This is a genomic window from Veillonella sp. CHU732, from assembly GCF_003992085.1.
Taxonomy (GTDB): Bacteria; Bacillota; Negativicutes; order Veillonellales; family Veillonellaceae; genus F0422.
Map to the genome: position 1 here is coordinate 41,128 of NZ_RQVC01000004.1, position 17,692 is coordinate 58,819.

The window sequence follows — 17,692 nt, forward strand, 5'->3', positions numbered from 1 at the left end:
GGTAAATTTAAAGTTGTAAGGAGAAATAGTGATAGATGCAATCAATACATAATATTTTATGTGAAAAACTAAATCCGAGAACTGGAGTTATCAAAATAAGTAGTTCTAAAGATGACGATAGAATTTATTTCGATATAAGTTGGGAGGGAGATTTCCATTTTATAGTTACTGGTTGGGTGCATTACGGGTGGTATTATGTACAAAGAGATAAACAATGTATATCGCCATCTTATGTTTATAAAAAACTAGATGATAGAGCGTTATCTGTTATGCAACACATTATAGACGAAATTGAAATTGGAAAATATAACAACAAAAAAACTGAAAAAGAAAAAATTAAGCAGGTTCTTGAAGAAAGAAATCTAACCTCTTTTATGAACAATACAAAATGGAAAGAACTGATAGATTCCATCATGGAGAACATGAGAGACATCCCGATACAATATAAGACGTTTTTTGATGAAGAAGAGCCTAGCGTATATTGGACGATTGATGCTGATGAACATTTTTTTCATATAAATATGAGAATTGTTGAATGGTTTAAAATTAGAAGTAAATTTGAGAAAGTTATTGGTCAAGGGCGTTTAATTGAGCCAAAGACATGTGTTACTGATAAAAAATCAGAAATAGAGCGTATGCTTAATACATTTAGTATTCCTTATGAATATGATGATATTGAAAAATGTTTTATTATTTTTGGATATAGATAATTCATTGAGGAATACTAGAAGATTATAAAGAGTATACACATGATGAGAGGTATTGAATTTAAAGATGATGAAATATACAAGTATAAAAGATATCGTTGAATATGGATTAGATGCTATTTCTGATAAGGAAAAAATAACGATGAACCTGAAAGACTTTCTATATATTAGACGAGTTTTAGAGGAATATATGCGTTATCTACATAATCCTGATCATTATCCCGATATAGAAGCAATTCAAAATTTTTTAGGTGATGCTTCTTCGGGAGGCGGATTTGAATGTTTAAGCACAGCTATTTATAACAAAGTATATAAAGTTGATTTGCCGGCGGAGATTGAAAAAATGATTGATGATGGTTTATTTGAACACCCTCTTTATCCCAGCTACTATTAGAAAGATGAATAAGTGATAATTGGATAGTATTGAAATAGTAGAAAATGCCGATTGTAAAATTAAGAGAGAAATCAAAGTGAGAGTACCAACTTATATTGAAAAAGAAAATTACAATATAATACATATAGATGATACATTTACAAGTATTAGTATTTGCAACAACTAAGAAAGTGGAGATACCAATGAACTGTATGAAATTTATTTTTTTGGTTCACTTTTTGAAGAACATATGATTTGTGGTATGTATGATGAAAAAATGAGATTAGCAATCCTTGTATGATAGTAGCAAAATGTATACATACAGGAAAAGAAATTTTACTCTATGATGGAGCTAAATATGGATACAACCCTATGTTCTGTGATGAGATACATTTAGAAGATATCAAAAAACGTTCACTCTCTAAATTAGAAATTCCAAATTCTAACATTGAAATAGATTTTGCCTATAGCATTGACTTTGATGAAGAGAAAGAAGATTTTGAATTTGATGAAGATGACTTTACAGAAACTATTAACGGAGAAAAAATTTCTTTTGAAGAAGTGAAGAGAAATGGATTTGATTATATAAAAATTACTGCTATAGACGAACTAGATGCCAAAAGAGTTATCTGTGACTTAGAACTTGCATAAGTTTATTAATTACGAGAGGTAAAGTATGGCACCGACGAAAGAAGAATTCTGAAAATTAAGCAATGAAGACAAGTTGAAATGTATTCAAATATAGAGGAGACAACTGAAATGGGTGAAACAGAAAAGAAATTAACATACGCAAAGATTACCATAGAGGATATTAAAAGTTTAGATGAAAACTCTTATTATGATGTTGTTGATCCAATGTGGGAAACAATTAACATTTATGATGGATATGATGAGTATATTCAATCAGCGCAGACTTTCACTTTAGAGCAAAGATATTTATTAGCCATTACTTGGTATTTTGTAGAAGTAAATAATGGAGGTCATCATCAGTTTTTATATAATCCTACAGGGATAGTTTGGGAAGATGCAATAAAAGGTTTCAAACATTTTGGAATGAACGAATATGCAGGTAATTTTCAAAAAGTTGTAGACTATTGTGGTGGGACAATATCTTTTGGTAGAGAAGAAAGATACCATATGCTAGAAATATTGGAAGAAAAATACGGAGAGGAATTTTTAAAGATTTTAGATGAAGCCGATGATTTCATTTATGATTATGAAGGTGAAGAAAACGAACTAAACTACATCAAATCTCACCCTGAAAAGTTTGTATTTGAAGGAGAATACTAGAGCTTTTACAATCGGCGTTAAATAAAGAAAAGTAATGCTATTTTTGAGCGAGTGATTGGCGAGTTATTAGGCTTGAAAATATGGTATATTCCTGATGAAATTAAAATTTGGGACAGACGATTTGGCAGTTTATTTGAAACAAAATAATGGAATGAATGAAGTAGTATTTGAAAGAAAGATGAAAGAGTTATTTGAAATCAAGAAAACGTTTATGGAAATATAGAAACTTAATACAAAATTTGAAGTTTATGCGATCTACATGCATAGTGAAAAGGTAAAGTAGCAAACTGAGAAACAGGAGAAACTAAGTATGAGTTATGATTTAATGGTTTTTGAAAAAACAAAAGCACCTAATACAAAAAAACAATTTATGGTTTGGTATGATAAGCAAACAGAATGGGAAGAAGAACATGATTATGAAACGATAGGGGTATCTTCTTCTGATTTGCAAAATTGGTTTATGGAAATGAAAGAAAATTTTCCACCTATGAATGGAGAATATGCACCTAATTTTGATAATCTTGATGATGATGAAGCTGAAAAATTGGAAATGCGTATGGCTGATTACTGTATAGGATATGATGTAATTTATGTAGCTTTTCCTTGGTCTGTAGCAGACGAAGCGTATGAAGTTATGCGAGATTTAGCTAAAAAACATAATGTGGGATTTTTTGATGTGAGTGGAGAAAAAGGAGATATTATATTACCGGATGGCACTAGGATAGAGTAGTTATGTTAATAAGCATTTCTTATTTAATTTCCTGAATGATAAATCGGAAACCACAGAGTACAAGCATGATTTTTCTTAATTGGCTTGAACTGATGCGTTAGTAAATAGAGAGTATAGGATCAAAGTTGAGCTTGAGTGGGGGTATTAAAATTGAAAAAATGCAAACAAATGACATGGCAATATGAAATTACAGGCCTGGAAGGGAATGCAATTCTGTTTGATACAAATATTTTTGAATATGACTGGCATGAAACAGGGGAATACGTATCAGTAACGGATCCACTATATCATCAGAGTTTTAGGTTTCCTATTTATGTTGTGTATATTAATGATGAACTTCATAAATTTGTTGCTGGTGAATTTAGTAATAATGTATGGGGATTTTATTTACCTAAGTACTAAAGTGATAATTCCAGTTGATTGGTAGATGGAAACAAATTTGAATTTGTGAGGGGATATGATGATGGAAACTATAAATGAGAAGCTACTTTCCTTGGTAGAGGGTAGGGAAACCCCTGAAAGCTATCAAAATTGGTGGCTAAAACACGAACATGAATTAGAGAGGGTTTTAAATAGGGGAGAATTTTTAAGACTTAAGCCAAAAGACCATGATTTCCTCTGGGTGCCGATTTTAACAAGCCAAAAAGGAGCCATAGCCATACTGGAGAGGAAAGGGCTACCTTTTTCTAAAAGCAATCTGTATCAAGAGAAATATTTAGAGGAGCTGGATGTCTATTGTAAGGATAAGAAAAAAAGAGAGCAAGAAAAGAAAAAGAAGGTTAAAGAAGAGCATCCAAATTTGTTTGAGCATTATCCAAAGTTTACAAATGCTTTAGTGAAATCTCTTGATGAAAATGACGTTATAAAACAAGGTGCTACACAAGAGGAAATTCGGAAAGCAGAAGAAAAATTAAGTTTTGCCTTTCCTGAACAAGTACAAAGGTTTTTCTTAATCACAAGCGGCATTGATCTTTCAACTGGCATAAAAGTTGTGCTAAACGAAATATTTTCAATGGAAATAAATGAGAAGCAATATTTGGTTCTTGGAGAGTTTTGGAAAGAGGCAGACGGAGATCAGCTATTGCTTTGTCATGATGAAGAAACAATTTGGTACTATGCCCATGAACAGAATAAAGTAAAGAAGCTTTGCAATGATATGAATGAATTTCTTGAGAAGAAATTATCTAGGTATCTGAGCAGGTAAAGACAAATATGGAGAAATTTATGGAAATCGTAAGAGCAGAGTCTAAAGCTAAACCAGTTAAAATTATTGATGTAGACTTTGATACACTCATTGATATTAACAAGGACCATAGGTTTTATGATCAAGAGGAAAAGGCTATTTTGCATTATTGGTCTGATGGAAAAACAGTGTACTGGAGGCATAGACTTGTCTCTAAAGATGTAGAACATTTTCAAGTGTTTAATGGCACATTTGCAAAAGATAGTAAATCTTGTTATCTATATGATACCAAACTACGCGGTGCTAACAATGAGACATTTAAAGCCTTGAACTATAGCTATGCTTTTGATGGAAAGAGTGTATGGACTATATCTGGCCGTTTTGAACCAGCAGATCCTAAAACTTTTGATGTGTGCGACGATGGTTTTTGGCTATCTGAAATTAAAATTACATTGACTGATGGCAAGGAATATACTGAAATTCTTCATATTCCTTATGGCTTTGCGAAAGACAGCAAGCAGGTTTATTACGAAAACTATGAAGGTAAGATTAAAATTTTAAAGAAAGCTGATCCTGAAAGTTTTGTGTCTAATAAGGATGGATATTTTGGTTGGGACAAAAGCAATGTCTATTATGGGAAAAATCTTTTGCCGGGGGCTTCGCCAGAGAACTGGCGGGTCATTGATGATAAGAGAAAGATTTCAACTGATGGAAAGCATTTTTATAGATTGAATAAAAAGATTTCTGAGGAAGAGGCCTATGAGTGGATAAATAATCCACATTTGTGAAATCATGATTTGCAAAGGATATATTTTGTATGGAAAATTTAGATATTTTTGAGGTGGCATGTAAATATTTTTTTCAAAAGATTAGTGAATTTAAGGAAATTTTGTCAAACAAAGTTAGAGCATTAGAAAATATAGACTGGATATATGATAAGGGAACTACAAAAGTCTGCCGAGCCAGTCAACGACAATCTGAAAAATCTAACCCACAGTGGGGGCGGAAGTACAGAACAGTACAGTAAAATATGGAGGGAAAATAAATGGGATTGATTGCAAATTATCAGTCAACTACTGATCTTGAATTAGAAAAATTTATGTGCCTTGATGATGTGGAAGAAGCACAGGATAATGAGAACTTAGAAATATGTGATATAGATAAAATGTGGGACGCACTTCATTTTTTGTTGACAGGAAAATCTGCCGGCGAACCGATTAAAGATAATTTAATCAGCGAAGCAATTGTAGGCCAGTTCAATATTTCTGGGGAAGAAATTGAAGAATTTATATCTGGAACGAAAACTGATAGAGTGAAAGAAATTGCAAAGGCATTGCAAGAGCTTGATTTTGAAACATATATTGATAAATTTGATATGAATGCGTTTCACCAAAACGATATTTACCCTAATATTTGGGAATACGAAGATGAAGCAGATGAAATTAAAGATGATTTAAGAACCTCATTTGAAAGTTTGAAAAAATTTTATGAGAAAATGGCGGCACAAGAGAGCGCCGTTTTAGTGTCAATCTATTAACTGTTCAACTTTAGAAAAATTTGTATAGGGAGGGAGTTGCAATGTTTGAAAACAGCAAAGACAGGTAATGTAAATATAAGAATCCATGAGCATATCAAACAACAAGCGGAACAAATTTTAGAGACTATAGGCATTTCTCGTGCGGCCGCTATTGATATGTTTTATAGACAAATTATTTTAAATAATGGTATTCCGTTTCCCTTAACAATACCTAAAGAGTTACCGATACATGAGAATATGGATGAAAGTACATTTAATGCTTTAATGGAAACAGGGTACTCCCAGGCACTACGAGGGGAAACGTATTCTGTTGCAGAAGTATTTGAAGAGCTAGAACGAGGACTATAATGGAAACGTATAGAAGTGGTTATCATCGCTGTAGTTTATGTAAGAATGGATCAGCTGAAATAGTTAGAAAAATAGAGCTTGATAATTAGTTGTGGTAGATATATGATTTAGTCATGAGGTTAGTTTAGGAAACATATTAGGCCTTGGGTATTTGAAATATTCCGTAGAAATGATGATGTATTTAATAACGCTATGATAATTAAGCGAGCAAACAAAGTGAGAGTACCAACTTATATTAAAGAAGAAAATTACAATATAATAAATATAGATGATACATTTACAAGTATTAGTATTTACAACAACTTAGAAAGTGGAGATGCCAACGAACTGTATGAAATTTATTTTTTTGGTTCACTTTTTGAAGAACATATGATTTGTGGTATGTATGATGAAAAAAATGAGATTACCGATCCTTGTATGATAGTAGCAAAATGTATACATACAGGAAAAGAAATTTTACTCTATGATGGAGCTAAACATGGATACAACTCTATGTTCTGTGATGAGATACATTTAGAAGATATCAAAAAACGTTCACTCTCTAAATTAGAAATTCCAAACTCTAACATTGAAATAGATTTTGCCTATAGCATTGACTTTGATGAAGAGAAAGAAGATTTTGAATTTGATGAAGATGATTTCACAGAAACTATTAACGGAGAAAAAATTTCTTTTGAAGAAGTGAAGAGAAATGGATTTGATTATATAAAAATTACTGCTATAGACGAACTAGATACCAAAAGAGTTATCTGTGACTTAGAACTTGCATAAGTTTATTAATTACGAGAGGTAAAGTATGGCACCGACGAAAGAAGAATTCTGAAAATTAAGCAATGAAGACAAGTTGAAATGTATTCAAATATAGAGGAGACAACTGAAATGGGTGAAACAGAAAAGAAATTAACATACGCAAAGATTACCATAGAGGATATTAAAAGTTTAGATGAAAACTCTTATTATGATGTTGTTGATCCAATGTGGGAAACAATTAACATTTATGATGGATATGATGAGTATATTCAATCAGCGCAGACTTTCACTTTAGAGCAAAGATATTTATTAGCCATTACTTGGTATTTTGTAGAAGTAAATAATGGAGGTCATCATCAGTTTTTATATAATCCTACAGGGATAGTTTGGGAAGATGCAATAAAAGGTTTCAAACATTTTGGAATGAACGAATATGCAGGTAATTTTCAAAAAGTTGTAGACTATTGTGGTGGGACAATATCTTTTGGTAGAGAAGAAAGATACCATATGCTAGAAATGTTGGAAGAAAAATACGGAGAAGAATTTTTTAAGATATTAGATGAAGCCGATGATTTCATTTATGATTATGAAGGTGAAGAAAACGAACTAAACTACATCAAATCTCACCCTGAAAAGTTTGTATTTGAAGGAGAATACTAGAGCTTTTACAATCGGCGTTAAATAAAGAAAAAGTAATCTTCTAAAAAGTTGAGAGAATGGTGCTTGAGTGAAGAATCTTTAGCGTGTGAAAAAGAGAAATAATGAGAGAAATGCTTGATGGAGGAAGTGGATAAACGATATGGATGGAGTATTTGAATGGTTAAAGGTACATTACCAGTATGTCTTGATAGCAGGTGGATTACTATTTTTAATCGGTGCTATACGAGATTGGAAATGGGTGTATCAAGCTACAGTCGGAGATAAGGCAAGGCACGCATTTATGTTTGAAGTGTGGGGTGAGAAAGGATATAGAGTTTTTATAGGACTGAGTGGATTGTTGCTTACGATTTGTGGTGTTGTGTTTTTAATGTTGAATAAACGATAAAAAGTGGAGGTAATGTAACATGAAATGGAATTCAGAAAATCGCAAAGAATTTTTTGCGTATATAGAAAAGCTTACAGATGAAGATACATATACGGAATGTATGACAGCATTGGAAAGCATCCCTATGGAAGAACGGGATTACCAAGTATGGTATCAGCTTGCTCGTGCGTATCAAAACTTTGCGATTATCGGCAATGATGATCAAGGAACACCGAGTTTTATTGGCGATAAATTTTTATTAAAATCGATAGATATTTTGAATTCGGTTAGAGAAGAGGGAAAAGATAAAGCTGAATGGAATATGCGTATGGCATATGCCTATCAATATTTAACTCATGAGGAGGAAAAAGCAATTCCTTATGCTTTGCGTTGGGCGGAGTTAGATCCTACGGATAAGGATGCATTGGGAGTCGTAAAAGAGTGTAAAGAAGAAATAGAAAAAAGAGCAAATGTGGCTACGGATAAAGTAATCGATCAAGAAGCTGGAGAAATTGATGAAGACTGGGGCGTTTATCTATGCAACGCATTTGCTTACGACTTGCCGGCTGTGATTAGAGTCAATTTAGCTCTTAGGGATTTTGAATATACTGCAAACTACCCTAAAAGATTACATTTACAAATATTATATAAGAATGCTGATGACAACGGTTTTCCTACAAGAGAAGAAGGGGAATATGTATATTCTATAGAAGACGCTGTAGAAGAGATTGTTGAACAACATGGAGACATGTTAGCAGGCGTTGTGAAATGCGATGAGCGGGTACGTATTTTTGCCTATACTAAGAATGAGTTGGGGTACTACGATGAAATTTCTGCGGTGATGTCAAAAAACTTCCCTAACTATGCCTATACATTGGCAATAGTAGATGATCCTGACTGGGAACTGTATTTTCAGGGGCTGTATCCTGACAGATATGAATACCAAAGTATTATGAATATGAGGCTCATTGAGGATATTAAAAGTGATGGTGATAGTATGGTGCCGAGAGTGCTCGAACATTGCCTACTCTTTAAAACAGAAGAACATGGGGAAGCCTTTTTAGCCAAAGTAATGGAAGACGGTTTTATAAAACTTTCATCAGAAGATCGGAGCAACAATGAGGATATAGATAAGGAATATCCATATTTACTTGTCATTGGTAGGGAAGATGCTTTTGAAAATATCGATGAAATTGTCTGGTATCTTATGGATTTGGCGGAAGAGTTTGAGGGGGAATATAGTGGCTGGGGATGCCATATTGTAAAGTAATCTATTGTTACAAATGTTTAACTACTATAGAGATATTGCCGTGAAAATATAGCTATTTCCTTGTAAAATCCTAAAATAAAGTATATAATAGACTGTCGTAGTACGATTTGTACTAATCTTAGGAAGACCCTACTTAAGTAGATAAAGGAGTATAGAATGATTCGTGAAAATCTTCGCAATGTGGCGATTATCGCCCACGTTGACCATGGTAAAACAACATTGGTGGACGCATTGCTTAAACAAAGCCATATTTTCCGTGAGAATGAAAAAGTTGCTGAACGTGTAATGGACTCTAACGACTTAGAGCGTGAAAGAGGGATTACAATTCTGTCCAAAAATACAGCAGTTATGCATAACGATGTAAAAATCAACATCGTGGACACACCGGGCCATGCTGACTTCGGTGGTGAAGTAGAACGTGTATTGAACATGGTTGACGGCGTATTGCTGTTGGTGGATTCTTTTGAAGGTCCAATGCCACAAACTAAATACGTATTGCGCAAAGCCTTGGAACAAGGTTTGAAACCAATCGTGGTTATCAACAAAATTGACCGCCCTGACCAACGTGTTCATGAAGTAGAAGATGAAGTATTAGAATTGTTCATGGAACTAGAAGCGGACGACGATCAATTGGACTTCCCAGTGGTATACGCATCTGCTCGTGATGGCATTGCGAAAGCATCCATGGAAGATGATTCCACAGATATGACTGCTTTATTCGATGTATTGATCAAAGAAATTCCAGCTCCAGAAGGCGATATCGATGGTCCATTGCAGTTCATGGTAACCACACTTGACTATGATGATTTCGTAGGTAAAATTGCCGTAGGCCGTATCGTTCGTGGTCGTATGAAACCAAACCAACAAGTGGTGTTGATGAATGGTGAAAGCACTCGTAAAGGTAAAATCGGTCGTGTGTACACATACAATGGTTTGAATCGTGCAGAAACTGATGAAGCAGGTATGGGTGATATTATTGCTTTCGTAGGTATTGATGACATCAATATCGGTGAAACAGTAGCGGATGCTGAAAATCCAGAAGCACTACCAACCATCTCCATCGACGAGCCAACATTATCTATGATGTTCTCCGTTAACAACTCTCCATTCGCAGGCCGTGAGGGCGACTATGTAACAAGCCGTCATTTACGTGATCGTTTGTTCAAAGAAGTAGAAACTAACGTATCTATGCGTGTAGAAGAAACAGAGTCTCCAGATTCTTTCAAAGTGTCTGGTCGTGGCGAATTGCATTTGGCAGTATTGATCGAAACAATGCGTCGTGAAGGTTACGAATTACAAGTGGGTAAACCTCGTGTAATTTTCAAAGACATCAATGGTCAAAAATGTGAACCATTGGAGCATTTAACAATCGACGTACCACAAGAATTTATGGGTGCCGTAATGGAAAACTTGGGTGTTCGTAAAGCGGAGTTGATTAACATGGTGGAATTAGCTGGTTACTTACGTATGGAATTCGTAGTCCCTGCTCGTGGTTTGATTGGTTTCCGCGCGCAGTTCTTAACAGCTACAAAAGGTAATGGTATCATGAACCATGTATTCCATGGCTATGCACCATACAAAGGGGATATTCCAGGTCGTACTCGCGGTGCCTTGGTAGCTTTCGAAGACGGAGAAACTACACCATACGGCTTGAACTCTGTACAAGACCGTGGTACTTTATTCTTGGGTGCTAACGTGCCAGTTTACACAGGACAAGTTATCGGCGAAAATGCTCGTGAAAACGACATGGACGTAAACCCTAACAAAAAGAAACATGTTACTAACATGCGTTCTAGCTCCTCTGATGAGGCAGTTCGTTTAACACCTCCACGTATCTTCAGCTTGGAACAAGCCTTAGAGTGGATCAACGATGACGAATTGGTAGAAGTAACACCAGAAAACATCCGTATGCGTAAAGCCATCTTGGATCGTTCCGCTCGTGCGAAAGCAGCAAAAGCAGCAAAATAATTACATATACTATATGGAGTAATTCCATTAAAAGACTTAGCTTCTATCTCTCATGAAACAGGGCTGGAGTTTATAAGGTAATTATGATATAATAGCGGTAGCTAAAACAACAAGGATTATCTAGCATTGATAGCACAAAAAAAGCACAGGGTTGCCGCCCTGTGCTTTTTCTTTGTCGTCTAAAAGTAACGACTTTGGCTAGTCACTATTTATTGTTACTATCTAGCCATTTGCAAATGTAGTAGCTAATTACATTTGCCATGATAGTAACTTATAGTAGCTTTTTCTTTCATAAAATATATAAAAAGCACAGAAGGGTAATCCTGTGCTTTTTGTTATGCAAAGATATTTTGTTTAAGTCCAATTGTTGTAGCAAGAGTTTTTTATCTACTGATGTCTTTAGATGTATCTTTTTAATTGTCCTGGAGATTGCCTTTTTTGTAAATGTTTTCTCGTTCTATCTAGCAATCGTGAAGCTTGTTAGCTCTTGATAAGTTAACGCATCTCTCTTTTATCGCTTTGCTCATTTTATTTGAAAAGTAGTTTTGGTAAAACTCTTTGGCTTTTTTCCGGATAGTCTCACGGTCTTTGTTTACTAACCTTAACTGGTTTTGTAATAGGTTGTAGTTATGGGGATGTGTTTTTTCTCTTTCAGAAAAGTCTATTTTTTCTAATTGTGAATCTGGCACAGGAATCATTTTGCAAAAGTCTATAATTCCACGATGCCCCCCATCTAATTTATGTATCTCTTTATTATTTTTCATAGTAAGATGTTTAGGTTTAGGTGATGTTAAAGGAACAAAATAGTTTCTATTTTCTAATGTAAATAATACCCCAGCAAATGGGCGAGTTTTTTTATCATCTGTTGATCGCATAACTTCAGAATCACCTTTAGATAACACCTCATTATATTCTTCAGATACTGTGTAAACTATAAATCTTGGGTCTCGTTCCATTGAGCTTCTCCTATGAAAAAAGCCGAGACAAAGCTCGGCATTGTAGATATAAATAAGTATATCGCTGGTGGGAATCACCGCTCTCACAGGTTCTCGCTTCTTGGTATACCATATATACACCATCGGTGGGAATCACCGCTCTCACAGGTTCTCGCTTTTCGATGTACCATATATACATCGCTGGTGGGAATCACCACACTCACAGGTTCTCGCTTTTCGATATACTTTTATACTCAAATACTAACATATTAAAAATAACATGTCAAACAGAGTTTAAAGTATCGTATTGTTGATTCATTGTTTATAAAAATGTGCAGCATTGTATATGGTATTTTCTAATTTATTGATAGCCAAAATTCCTTTTTCAATAGCATACCATAATCATGATCAACTCTATTTATAGAATTAGAGCCGTTTATGAGTGATGTGGGCGTTGTATTTTATAGGGGTGAAAGCCTATAATAGGTATATGACTAACATAGTATTAATGATATAGGAACTACAGGAGATAGAATGAAAGAACTTCGCACACTGCCAGATGGTAGCATCACCTACGAACTATATAGAAAACGTGTGAAGAACATGAATCTTCGTGTCACCGCTAGTGGTGTGGTTCGAGTGTCTGCCTCCCCTCGTGTCCCCCTAGGGATGATTGAAGAGTTTATCTGCCGTCATCGAGCTTTCATTGAAAAAGCACTGCGAAACCGAAAAAGCAGAGGCGGTCATCCCATGGTACCTGCTGTAGATACAGAGATTATGGTAATGGGTAAGATGTATCGAGTAATGCTAGAAAAGCCTCATACAGTATCTGCCTATTTGGAAGCATCATCTCAAGATAGTCCACGGGATAGTCTACTAAACGGCAATCTGTTAGAAGATAAACCATTACAAGTGTGCTCGTCAAAAGGGGGAATATCACGAGGTAGACCGTCGCAAGGTAAAACATCTACCTATGCAGTAACAGTAGTAGAGGATATATTGCTAGCACGCTATCCAAGTGACCCTAACGTCCTAGATGCTAGCAAAGTAGAACGAATGTGGCTTAACTTTTGGAAAGCCATAGGTCAGGGTTTTATGGAGAAGCTAGCACAACAAGTGCATGATGAGTTTCAACAAGCGGGCTATACCGTGCCGATACCGACCTTACGATTGCGGTACATGACAAGCCGCTGGGGCTCTTGTATGCCTGTAAAAGAAGTTATCACCATGAATACACGATTGCTCTTAGGCCCTACAGAGTTTGCTCACTATGTGATGGTTCATGAATTTGCCCATTTTATCGAGGCGAACCATTCGTCACGCTTTTACAAGGTTATGAGCGATGTGTTGCCAACGTGGCAGCAAGTGAAAGCGGAGATGAAGGTATATTATACATAAGCAGAGTTAGGTAATGTACAATTATAGAGATAAAGAGGTTCCTATGAAATATTTTAGATATGCCATTGATAGAGGTTTATTGCAGGTTAAAAGTCACATATATCGTATTTCTACCTATCATTATAATTGGCATAATCATATTGAGTTATTATGGGTATTAAAGGGAGCTTTAGAAGTGTGTGTAGAGGGACAGACCTATACATTACAACGAGATGACATGATTTTGTATTCATCACAATGTGGGCATGCTACATTGGCTTTAGAAGAGGATACGATTGCTCTCGTCTTTCATGTAGAACCACAATGGTTTTTGCAGTATGATCAGGATTTTATGAAGTATCGATTTATGTCAGTCTCCACACAAGATGTACACATTGCTGAAAGGTATAAAGAGCTTCGCCAATCGTTAGCATATATTATGAATCATCATACTGCAGAAATAGCGACTGGTGCGCTAGAAACCATGAAGGTAGATGGTGTTATATATACAGTGTTGTCAAATGTGTATGAGATTATACTGGCTAGTCGATACGAGAATCAATTATCCACTAAGATATTGCATCAAGAAGAAAATTTTGAACGGATGGTTCATTTTATCGATGAACATTTTCGCGACCGTCTTGAGTTAGCAACAATTGCTGATGTAGGGGGATATACTGAAAGCTACACCTCTCAACTATTTAAACGGCAGCTGGGGATTACTTTTTTAGAATATGTGTCACGTATGCGATTGCGTGAGGCAGCGATACGATTGGTAAATACGGATGATATGGTTATTCATATTGCAAGTTATTGTGGGTTCCCTGACGTAAAAGCTTTTAATAGTGCGTTTAAAAAGCATTTTAAACTAACTCCTTCTGCCTATCGTGAAGGGCAAAGAGAATTGAGCGTCATACAGTGTTAGAAGATTGGAAAGAATATATTAGCTCTGATGATACAGAAATTAAGGGGATATTAACAATGTATGGAAGTTACCTGACTAGAGAAAATGTGAAGTATGAGGAAAATGAATATACAAAACAAAGCCTTGTTAGTAAGGTTCAGCGGGTTAAAGAAGAATTACAGCAGCTATTGCAGACCCTAGAATAAGCTAGGTATACTTTACTTGCATATATACAATATTAAGTATATGGATATATTTTTATATAATAAAATAAGGCTGAATTTAATTAATACTGGTAAATGCTATGTTATTACATGTAATAACATAGCATTTTTTTATATATATTGGACTTAAAATTGCAAAAATATAGATAAATATGCCTATTTTATAGAAAAGTATCATGATGAATATTGGATAGAAGGGGGCTGTATAAATAGCTATAATGAGGGCATATATTAATACGGTACTAGAGATTCAGGAGGAATGGAATGGATGCAGTTAGTATTACGTTATGTTATTTAGTGTTTGCCATAGTCATGTTTGTATGGGAGAAGATACCTTTATCGATTACGGCGATGTTAGTATCAGTTGGTCTAGTCTTATCTGGAGTTTTATCTCCTAAAGAGGCCTTTGCAGGATTTGTGGATGGTAATGTTCTTTTATTTATGGCTATGTTTATCGTGGGTGCAGCATTCTTTGAAACTGGTGTAGCACAAGTGGTAGGTAGTGTAGTTACAAAAATGGCTAGCACTGAAAAAATGCTCATTGTTGCAGTCATGCTAATTACAGGATTATTATCTGGATTCTTGTCTAATACGGGAACTGCAGCAGTATTGATTCCTGTTGCAATTGGGATAGCACAAAAATCAGGATTTAACCAATCAAAATTTTTAATCCCCTTAGTATTGGCATCGGCTATGGGTGGTAATCTTAGTTTAATTGGGGCACCAGGAAATATGATTGCACAAGCAGGATTAGAAAAAATTGGCTTATCCTTTGGATTCTTTGATTATGCTTTAATTGGTGGACCAATTTTGTTGGTAGGTATTATTTATTTCTTGTTATTGGGATATAAATTATTGCCAGACACACCAAGTCGTGCTGTAGACTCTACCTATGATACAGTGGAAGATTATAGCCATGTACCAAAATGGAAACAATGGATGGCGACATTGGTATTGGTAGGTACTATCTTAGCTATGATTTTTGAATCTCAAATTGGTGTTAAACTTTATGTATCTGCATGGATTGGGGCACTTATTTTAGTGGCTACGAATGTGGTGACTGAAACAGAGGCGGTAAAATCCATTGATATGAAAACAATATTTTTGTTCGTTGGTTCCTTATCTATTGCTACAGCTCTTGTGAAAACAGGTGCGGGTTCTGTAGTAGCAAATACGATTATGGGATTATTAGGTAGCAATCCAAGTCCATATATTGTGATGGCAGTGATTTTTATCTTATCCGCTGTATTAACAAACTTTATGTCTAATACGGCAGCCACAGCACTGTTGGTGCCTATCGGTTTGCAATTAGCACAGTCTATGGGAGCAGATCCCAAAGCGGTGTTGATGGCTACTGTTATCGGTGCGTCTTGTGCGTATGCAACACCAATTGGTATGCCTGCTAATACTATGGTGTACAACATTGGAGGATATAGTTTTATGGACTACGTGAAAGTAGGGGTTCCTCTTATTGTGATAGTGACAATCGTGTCATTAATTATTTTGCCAATATTCTTTCCCTTTTACCCATAATATAGGAGGTTTGTATGAATAAAGAAGAACAAGTGTTACGAATGACAAAGATCGTTAGTGATTTTGTAGGCCATGTTGCTAAAGTATTACCTGACGATGTGCAAGAAAAAATTACAGAATTAGCAAATGATGAACGAAATCCGCTAGCGAAAACAATTTATGCGACTATGAAAGAAAACATGAAGTTAGCAAAAGAGTTAAGTCGCCCATCCTGCCAAGATACAGGAGTATTGCAATATTGGGTGAGAGTAGGTGCTAATTATCCATTGCTTGGTGAATTGGAAAGTATCTTGAGAAATGCAACGTATCAAGCAACACAGGAAACTCCGCTTCGACATAATTGTGTAGAAACATTTGATGAATATAATACTGGAAAAAACATTGGTACTTTAGCACCTTATATTTTATGGGATATCGTGCCAGATCGAGATGATGTTGAAATTTTCCCTTACATGGCAGGTGGTGGTTGTTCCTTGCCAGGTAGCGGTAAAACATTGATGCCTGGAGAAGGCTATGAAGGAGTAGCAAAGTTTGTCTTAGATTTGATGACATCCTACGGATTAAATGCGTGTCCACCATTGTTAATTGGTGTCGGTGTGGCTACGTCTATTGATACAGCGGCGTTACTTTCAAAAAAAGCGTTAATGAGACCCGTGAGTTCCGTGGCACCTAATGAACGAGCAGCAAAAATGGAACAATTGCTAGAAGATGGGATTAATTCCTTGCATATTGGCCCACAAGGTATGGGTGGAGATAAGTGCTTGCTAGGCGTCAATATTGAGCATGGGGCTCGTCATCCATCGGTTATTTCTGTTGCAGTTAATGTGGGATGTTGGAATCACCGCAGAGGCCATATGGTATTTGATAAAGATGGACAATGTACAATTCTATCGCATAGTGGGGTGACATATTAATGGAAAAGAAAGTATTAACAACGCCGATTCAGCGGAAAGATTTAGAAGGTATTAAAGCAGGGGACATCATTTATTTAACAGGTCATATTACGACCTGTCGTGACGTAGCGCATCGTCGGTTGATTGAATTAGGCCGTGAATTGCCTGTGGATGTACGGGATGGCGCCATCTTGCATGCGGGTCCTATCGTCCGAGATCTGGGAGATGACACATTTGAAATGGTCTCTGTAGGACCTACCACAAGTATGCGTATGGAAAAGTTTGAGTACGATTTTGTGAAAGAGACAGGTGTACGCCTTATTGTTGGTAAAGGCGGTATGGGTCCGAATACAGAGCGTGCTTGTAAAGAGTTTGGAGCCTTGCATCTAGTATTTCCTGCGGGTAATGCTGTACTAGCGGCTACAGAAGTGGAAGAAATTGAAAGCGCTAACTGGCGAGAGCTAGGTATGCCAGAAACGCTTTGGACATGTCGTGTGAAAGAGTTTGGTCCTTTAATTGTATCCATTGATACAGAAGGCAATAACTGGTTTGAACAGAAAAAAGTAGAGTATAATGCGAAAAAAGAAGAAGTATTAGAATCTATCTACCAAGAAGTAAAGTTTATTAAATAATGCAAAGCCTATGT

The 17,692-nt window shown here is 35.7% G+C and carries 24 protein-coding genes; 23 read left to right on the plus strand and 1 reads right to left on the minus strand.

All coding sequences use genetic code 11. The annotated features are described in order from the left end of the window. Nucleotides 1–35: 35 nt before the first annotated feature. The 17 genes from EO121_RS02620 (at nucleotide 36) to typA (ending at nucleotide 11,180) form a co-directional block, all read left to right on the plus strand. Complete coding sequence (locus EO121_RS02620) at nucleotides 36–710, plus strand: DUF6678 family protein (RefSeq protein ID WP_127165798.1); 675 nt, start codon at nucleotides 36–38, stop codon at nucleotides 708–710. A gap of 64 nt (nucleotides 711–774) precedes the next feature. Next, nucleotides 775–1,101 carry a hypothetical protein gene (locus EO121_RS02625; RefSeq protein WP_127165800.1) on the plus strand — a complete coding sequence of 109 codons (327 nt, stop codon included), beginning with the start codon at nucleotides 775–777 and terminating at the stop codon, nucleotides 1,099–1,101. A 276-nt stretch (nucleotides 1,102–1,377) separates the two neighbouring features. Next, nucleotides 1,378–1,731, plus strand: coding sequence for a hypothetical protein (locus tag EO121_RS08710; protein WP_206168538.1), 354 nt, complete (start codon nucleotides 1,378–1,380; stop codon nucleotides 1,729–1,731). Between the two features lie 108 nt (nucleotides 1,732–1,839). After that, on the plus strand, nucleotides 1,840–2,370 hold the full coding sequence (locus EO121_RS02635) for a DMP19 family protein (RefSeq protein ID WP_127165802.1): 531 nt from the start codon (nucleotides 1,840–1,842) through the stop codon (nucleotides 2,368–2,370). 94 nt (nucleotides 2,371–2,464) lie between these two features. Further along, the gene (locus EO121_RS08800; RefSeq protein ID WP_255416480.1) at nucleotides 2,465–2,593 is read left to right on the plus strand and encodes a hypothetical protein; all 129 of its coding nucleotides are present in this window, start codon (nucleotides 2,465–2,467) and stop codon (nucleotides 2,591–2,593) included. 87 nt (nucleotides 2,594–2,680) lie between these two features. Then, the gene (locus tag EO121_RS02640) at nucleotides 2,681–3,100 is read left to right on the plus strand and encodes a hypothetical protein (protein ID WP_127165804.1); all 420 of its coding nucleotides are present in this window, start codon (nucleotides 2,681–2,683) and stop codon (nucleotides 3,098–3,100) included. Nucleotides 3,101–3,235: 135 nt separating this feature from the next. Further along, nucleotides 3,236–3,502: a hypothetical protein gene (locus tag EO121_RS02645; protein ID WP_240629378.1), complete on the plus strand. Its 267-nt coding sequence runs from the start codon at nucleotides 3,236–3,238 to the stop codon at nucleotides 3,500–3,502. A gap of 55 nt (nucleotides 3,503–3,557) precedes the next feature. Then, nucleotides 3,558–4,304: an SMI1/KNR4 family protein gene (locus tag EO121_RS08745; RefSeq protein ID WP_240629379.1), complete on the plus strand. Its 747-nt coding sequence runs from the start codon at nucleotides 3,558–3,560 to the stop codon at nucleotides 4,302–4,304. Nucleotides 4,305–4,324: 20 nt separating this feature from the next. Then, nucleotides 4,325–5,071, plus strand: a complete 747-nt coding sequence (locus EO121_RS02655; RefSeq protein ID WP_164725833.1) for a DKNYY domain-containing protein — start codon at nucleotides 4,325–4,327, stop codon at nucleotides 5,069–5,071. 29 nt (nucleotides 5,072–5,100) lie between these two features. Beyond that, nucleotides 5,101–5,310 carry a hypothetical protein gene (locus EO121_RS02660; protein ID WP_126938283.1) on the plus strand — a complete coding sequence of 70 codons (210 nt, stop codon included), beginning with the start codon at nucleotides 5,101–5,103 and terminating at the stop codon, nucleotides 5,308–5,310. 18 nt (nucleotides 5,311–5,328) lie between these two features. Further along, nucleotides 5,329–5,820: a YfbM family protein gene (locus EO121_RS02665; protein WP_126938282.1), complete on the plus strand. Its 492-nt coding sequence runs from the start codon at nucleotides 5,329–5,331 to the stop codon at nucleotides 5,818–5,820. Between the two features lie 45 nt (nucleotides 5,821–5,865). After that, nucleotides 5,866–6,168 carry a type II toxin-antitoxin system RelB/DinJ family antitoxin gene (locus tag EO121_RS02670; protein ID WP_127165808.1) on the plus strand — a complete coding sequence of 101 codons (303 nt, stop codon included), beginning with the start codon at nucleotides 5,866–5,868 and terminating at the stop codon, nucleotides 6,166–6,168. 192 nt (nucleotides 6,169–6,360) lie between these two features. Beyond that, nucleotides 6,361–6,939 carry a hypothetical protein gene (locus tag EO121_RS02675; RefSeq protein ID WP_206168539.1) on the plus strand — a complete coding sequence of 193 codons (579 nt, stop codon included), beginning with the start codon at nucleotides 6,361–6,363 and terminating at the stop codon, nucleotides 6,937–6,939. Between the two features lie 108 nt (nucleotides 6,940–7,047). Beyond that, nucleotides 7,048–7,578: a DMP19 family protein gene (locus EO121_RS02680; protein ID WP_127165810.1), complete on the plus strand. Its 531-nt coding sequence runs from the start codon at nucleotides 7,048–7,050 to the stop codon at nucleotides 7,576–7,578. A gap of 139 nt (nucleotides 7,579–7,717) precedes the next feature. Next, the gene (locus EO121_RS02685) at nucleotides 7,718–7,963 is read left to right on the plus strand and encodes an immunity 17 family protein (RefSeq protein ID WP_127165812.1); all 246 of its coding nucleotides are present in this window, start codon (nucleotides 7,718–7,720) and stop codon (nucleotides 7,961–7,963) included. A 19-nt stretch (nucleotides 7,964–7,982) separates the two neighbouring features. Beyond that, nucleotides 7,983–9,212: a DUF695 domain-containing protein gene (locus tag EO121_RS02690; protein ID WP_127165814.1), complete on the plus strand. Its 1,230-nt coding sequence runs from the start codon at nucleotides 7,983–7,985 to the stop codon at nucleotides 9,210–9,212. 156 nt (nucleotides 9,213–9,368) lie between these two features. Further along, nucleotides 9,369–11,180, plus strand: a complete 1,812-nt coding sequence (gene typA, locus EO121_RS02695; protein ID WP_127165816.1) for a translational GTPase TypA — start codon at nucleotides 9,369–9,371, stop codon at nucleotides 11,178–11,180. 461 nt (nucleotides 11,181–11,641) lie between these two features. Here the strand turns inward: typA and EO121_RS02700 are convergent, their stop codons facing one another. Continuing rightward, nucleotides 11,642–12,136, minus strand: a complete 495-nt coding sequence (locus EO121_RS02700; protein ID WP_164725834.1) for a type III toxin-antitoxin system ToxN/AbiQ family toxin — start codon at nucleotides 12,134–12,136, stop codon at nucleotides 11,642–11,644. Between the two features lie 513 nt (nucleotides 12,137–12,649). Here EO121_RS02700 and EO121_RS02705 point away from each other — a divergent pair. From EO121_RS02705 to ttdB, 6 genes are all read left to right on the plus strand, one after another. Further along, nucleotides 12,650–13,513: a M48 family metallopeptidase gene (locus tag EO121_RS02705; RefSeq protein ID WP_127165820.1), complete on the plus strand. Its 864-nt coding sequence runs from the start codon at nucleotides 12,650–12,652 to the stop codon at nucleotides 13,511–13,513. Nucleotides 13,514–13,556: 43 nt separating this feature from the next. Next, a complete protein-coding gene (locus EO121_RS02710; protein WP_164725835.1) occupies nucleotides 13,557–14,417 on the plus strand; it encodes an AraC family transcriptional regulator in 861 nt (286 codons plus the stop codon). Beyond that, nucleotides 14,411–14,602: a hypothetical protein gene (locus tag EO121_RS02715; protein ID WP_127165823.1), complete on the plus strand. Its 192-nt coding sequence runs from the start codon at nucleotides 14,411–14,413 to the stop codon at nucleotides 14,600–14,602. The genes EO121_RS02710 and EO121_RS02715 overlap by 7 nt, the downstream gene beginning before the upstream one ends. A 282-nt stretch (nucleotides 14,603–14,884) precedes the next feature. After that, nucleotides 14,885–16,153 (plus strand): SLC13 family permease, encoded by a 1,269-nt coding sequence (locus tag EO121_RS02720; RefSeq protein WP_126940585.1) that lies wholly within the window; start codon nucleotides 14,885–14,887, stop codon nucleotides 16,151–16,153. A 14-nt stretch (nucleotides 16,154–16,167) separates the two neighbouring features. After that, nucleotides 16,168–17,067 carry a L(+)-tartrate dehydratase subunit alpha gene (gene ttdA, locus EO121_RS02725; RefSeq protein ID WP_127165825.1) on the plus strand — a complete coding sequence of 300 codons (900 nt, stop codon included), beginning with the start codon at nucleotides 16,168–16,170 and terminating at the stop codon, nucleotides 17,065–17,067. Then, entirely contained in the window at nucleotides 17,067–17,678 is a 612-nt protein-coding gene (gene ttdB, locus EO121_RS02730) for a L(+)-tartrate dehydratase subunit beta (protein ID WP_009352944.1), read from the plus strand. Before ttdA ends, ttdB begins: the two co-directional genes overlap by 1 nt. The last annotated feature ends 14 nt before the right edge of the window (nucleotides 17,679–17,692 follow it).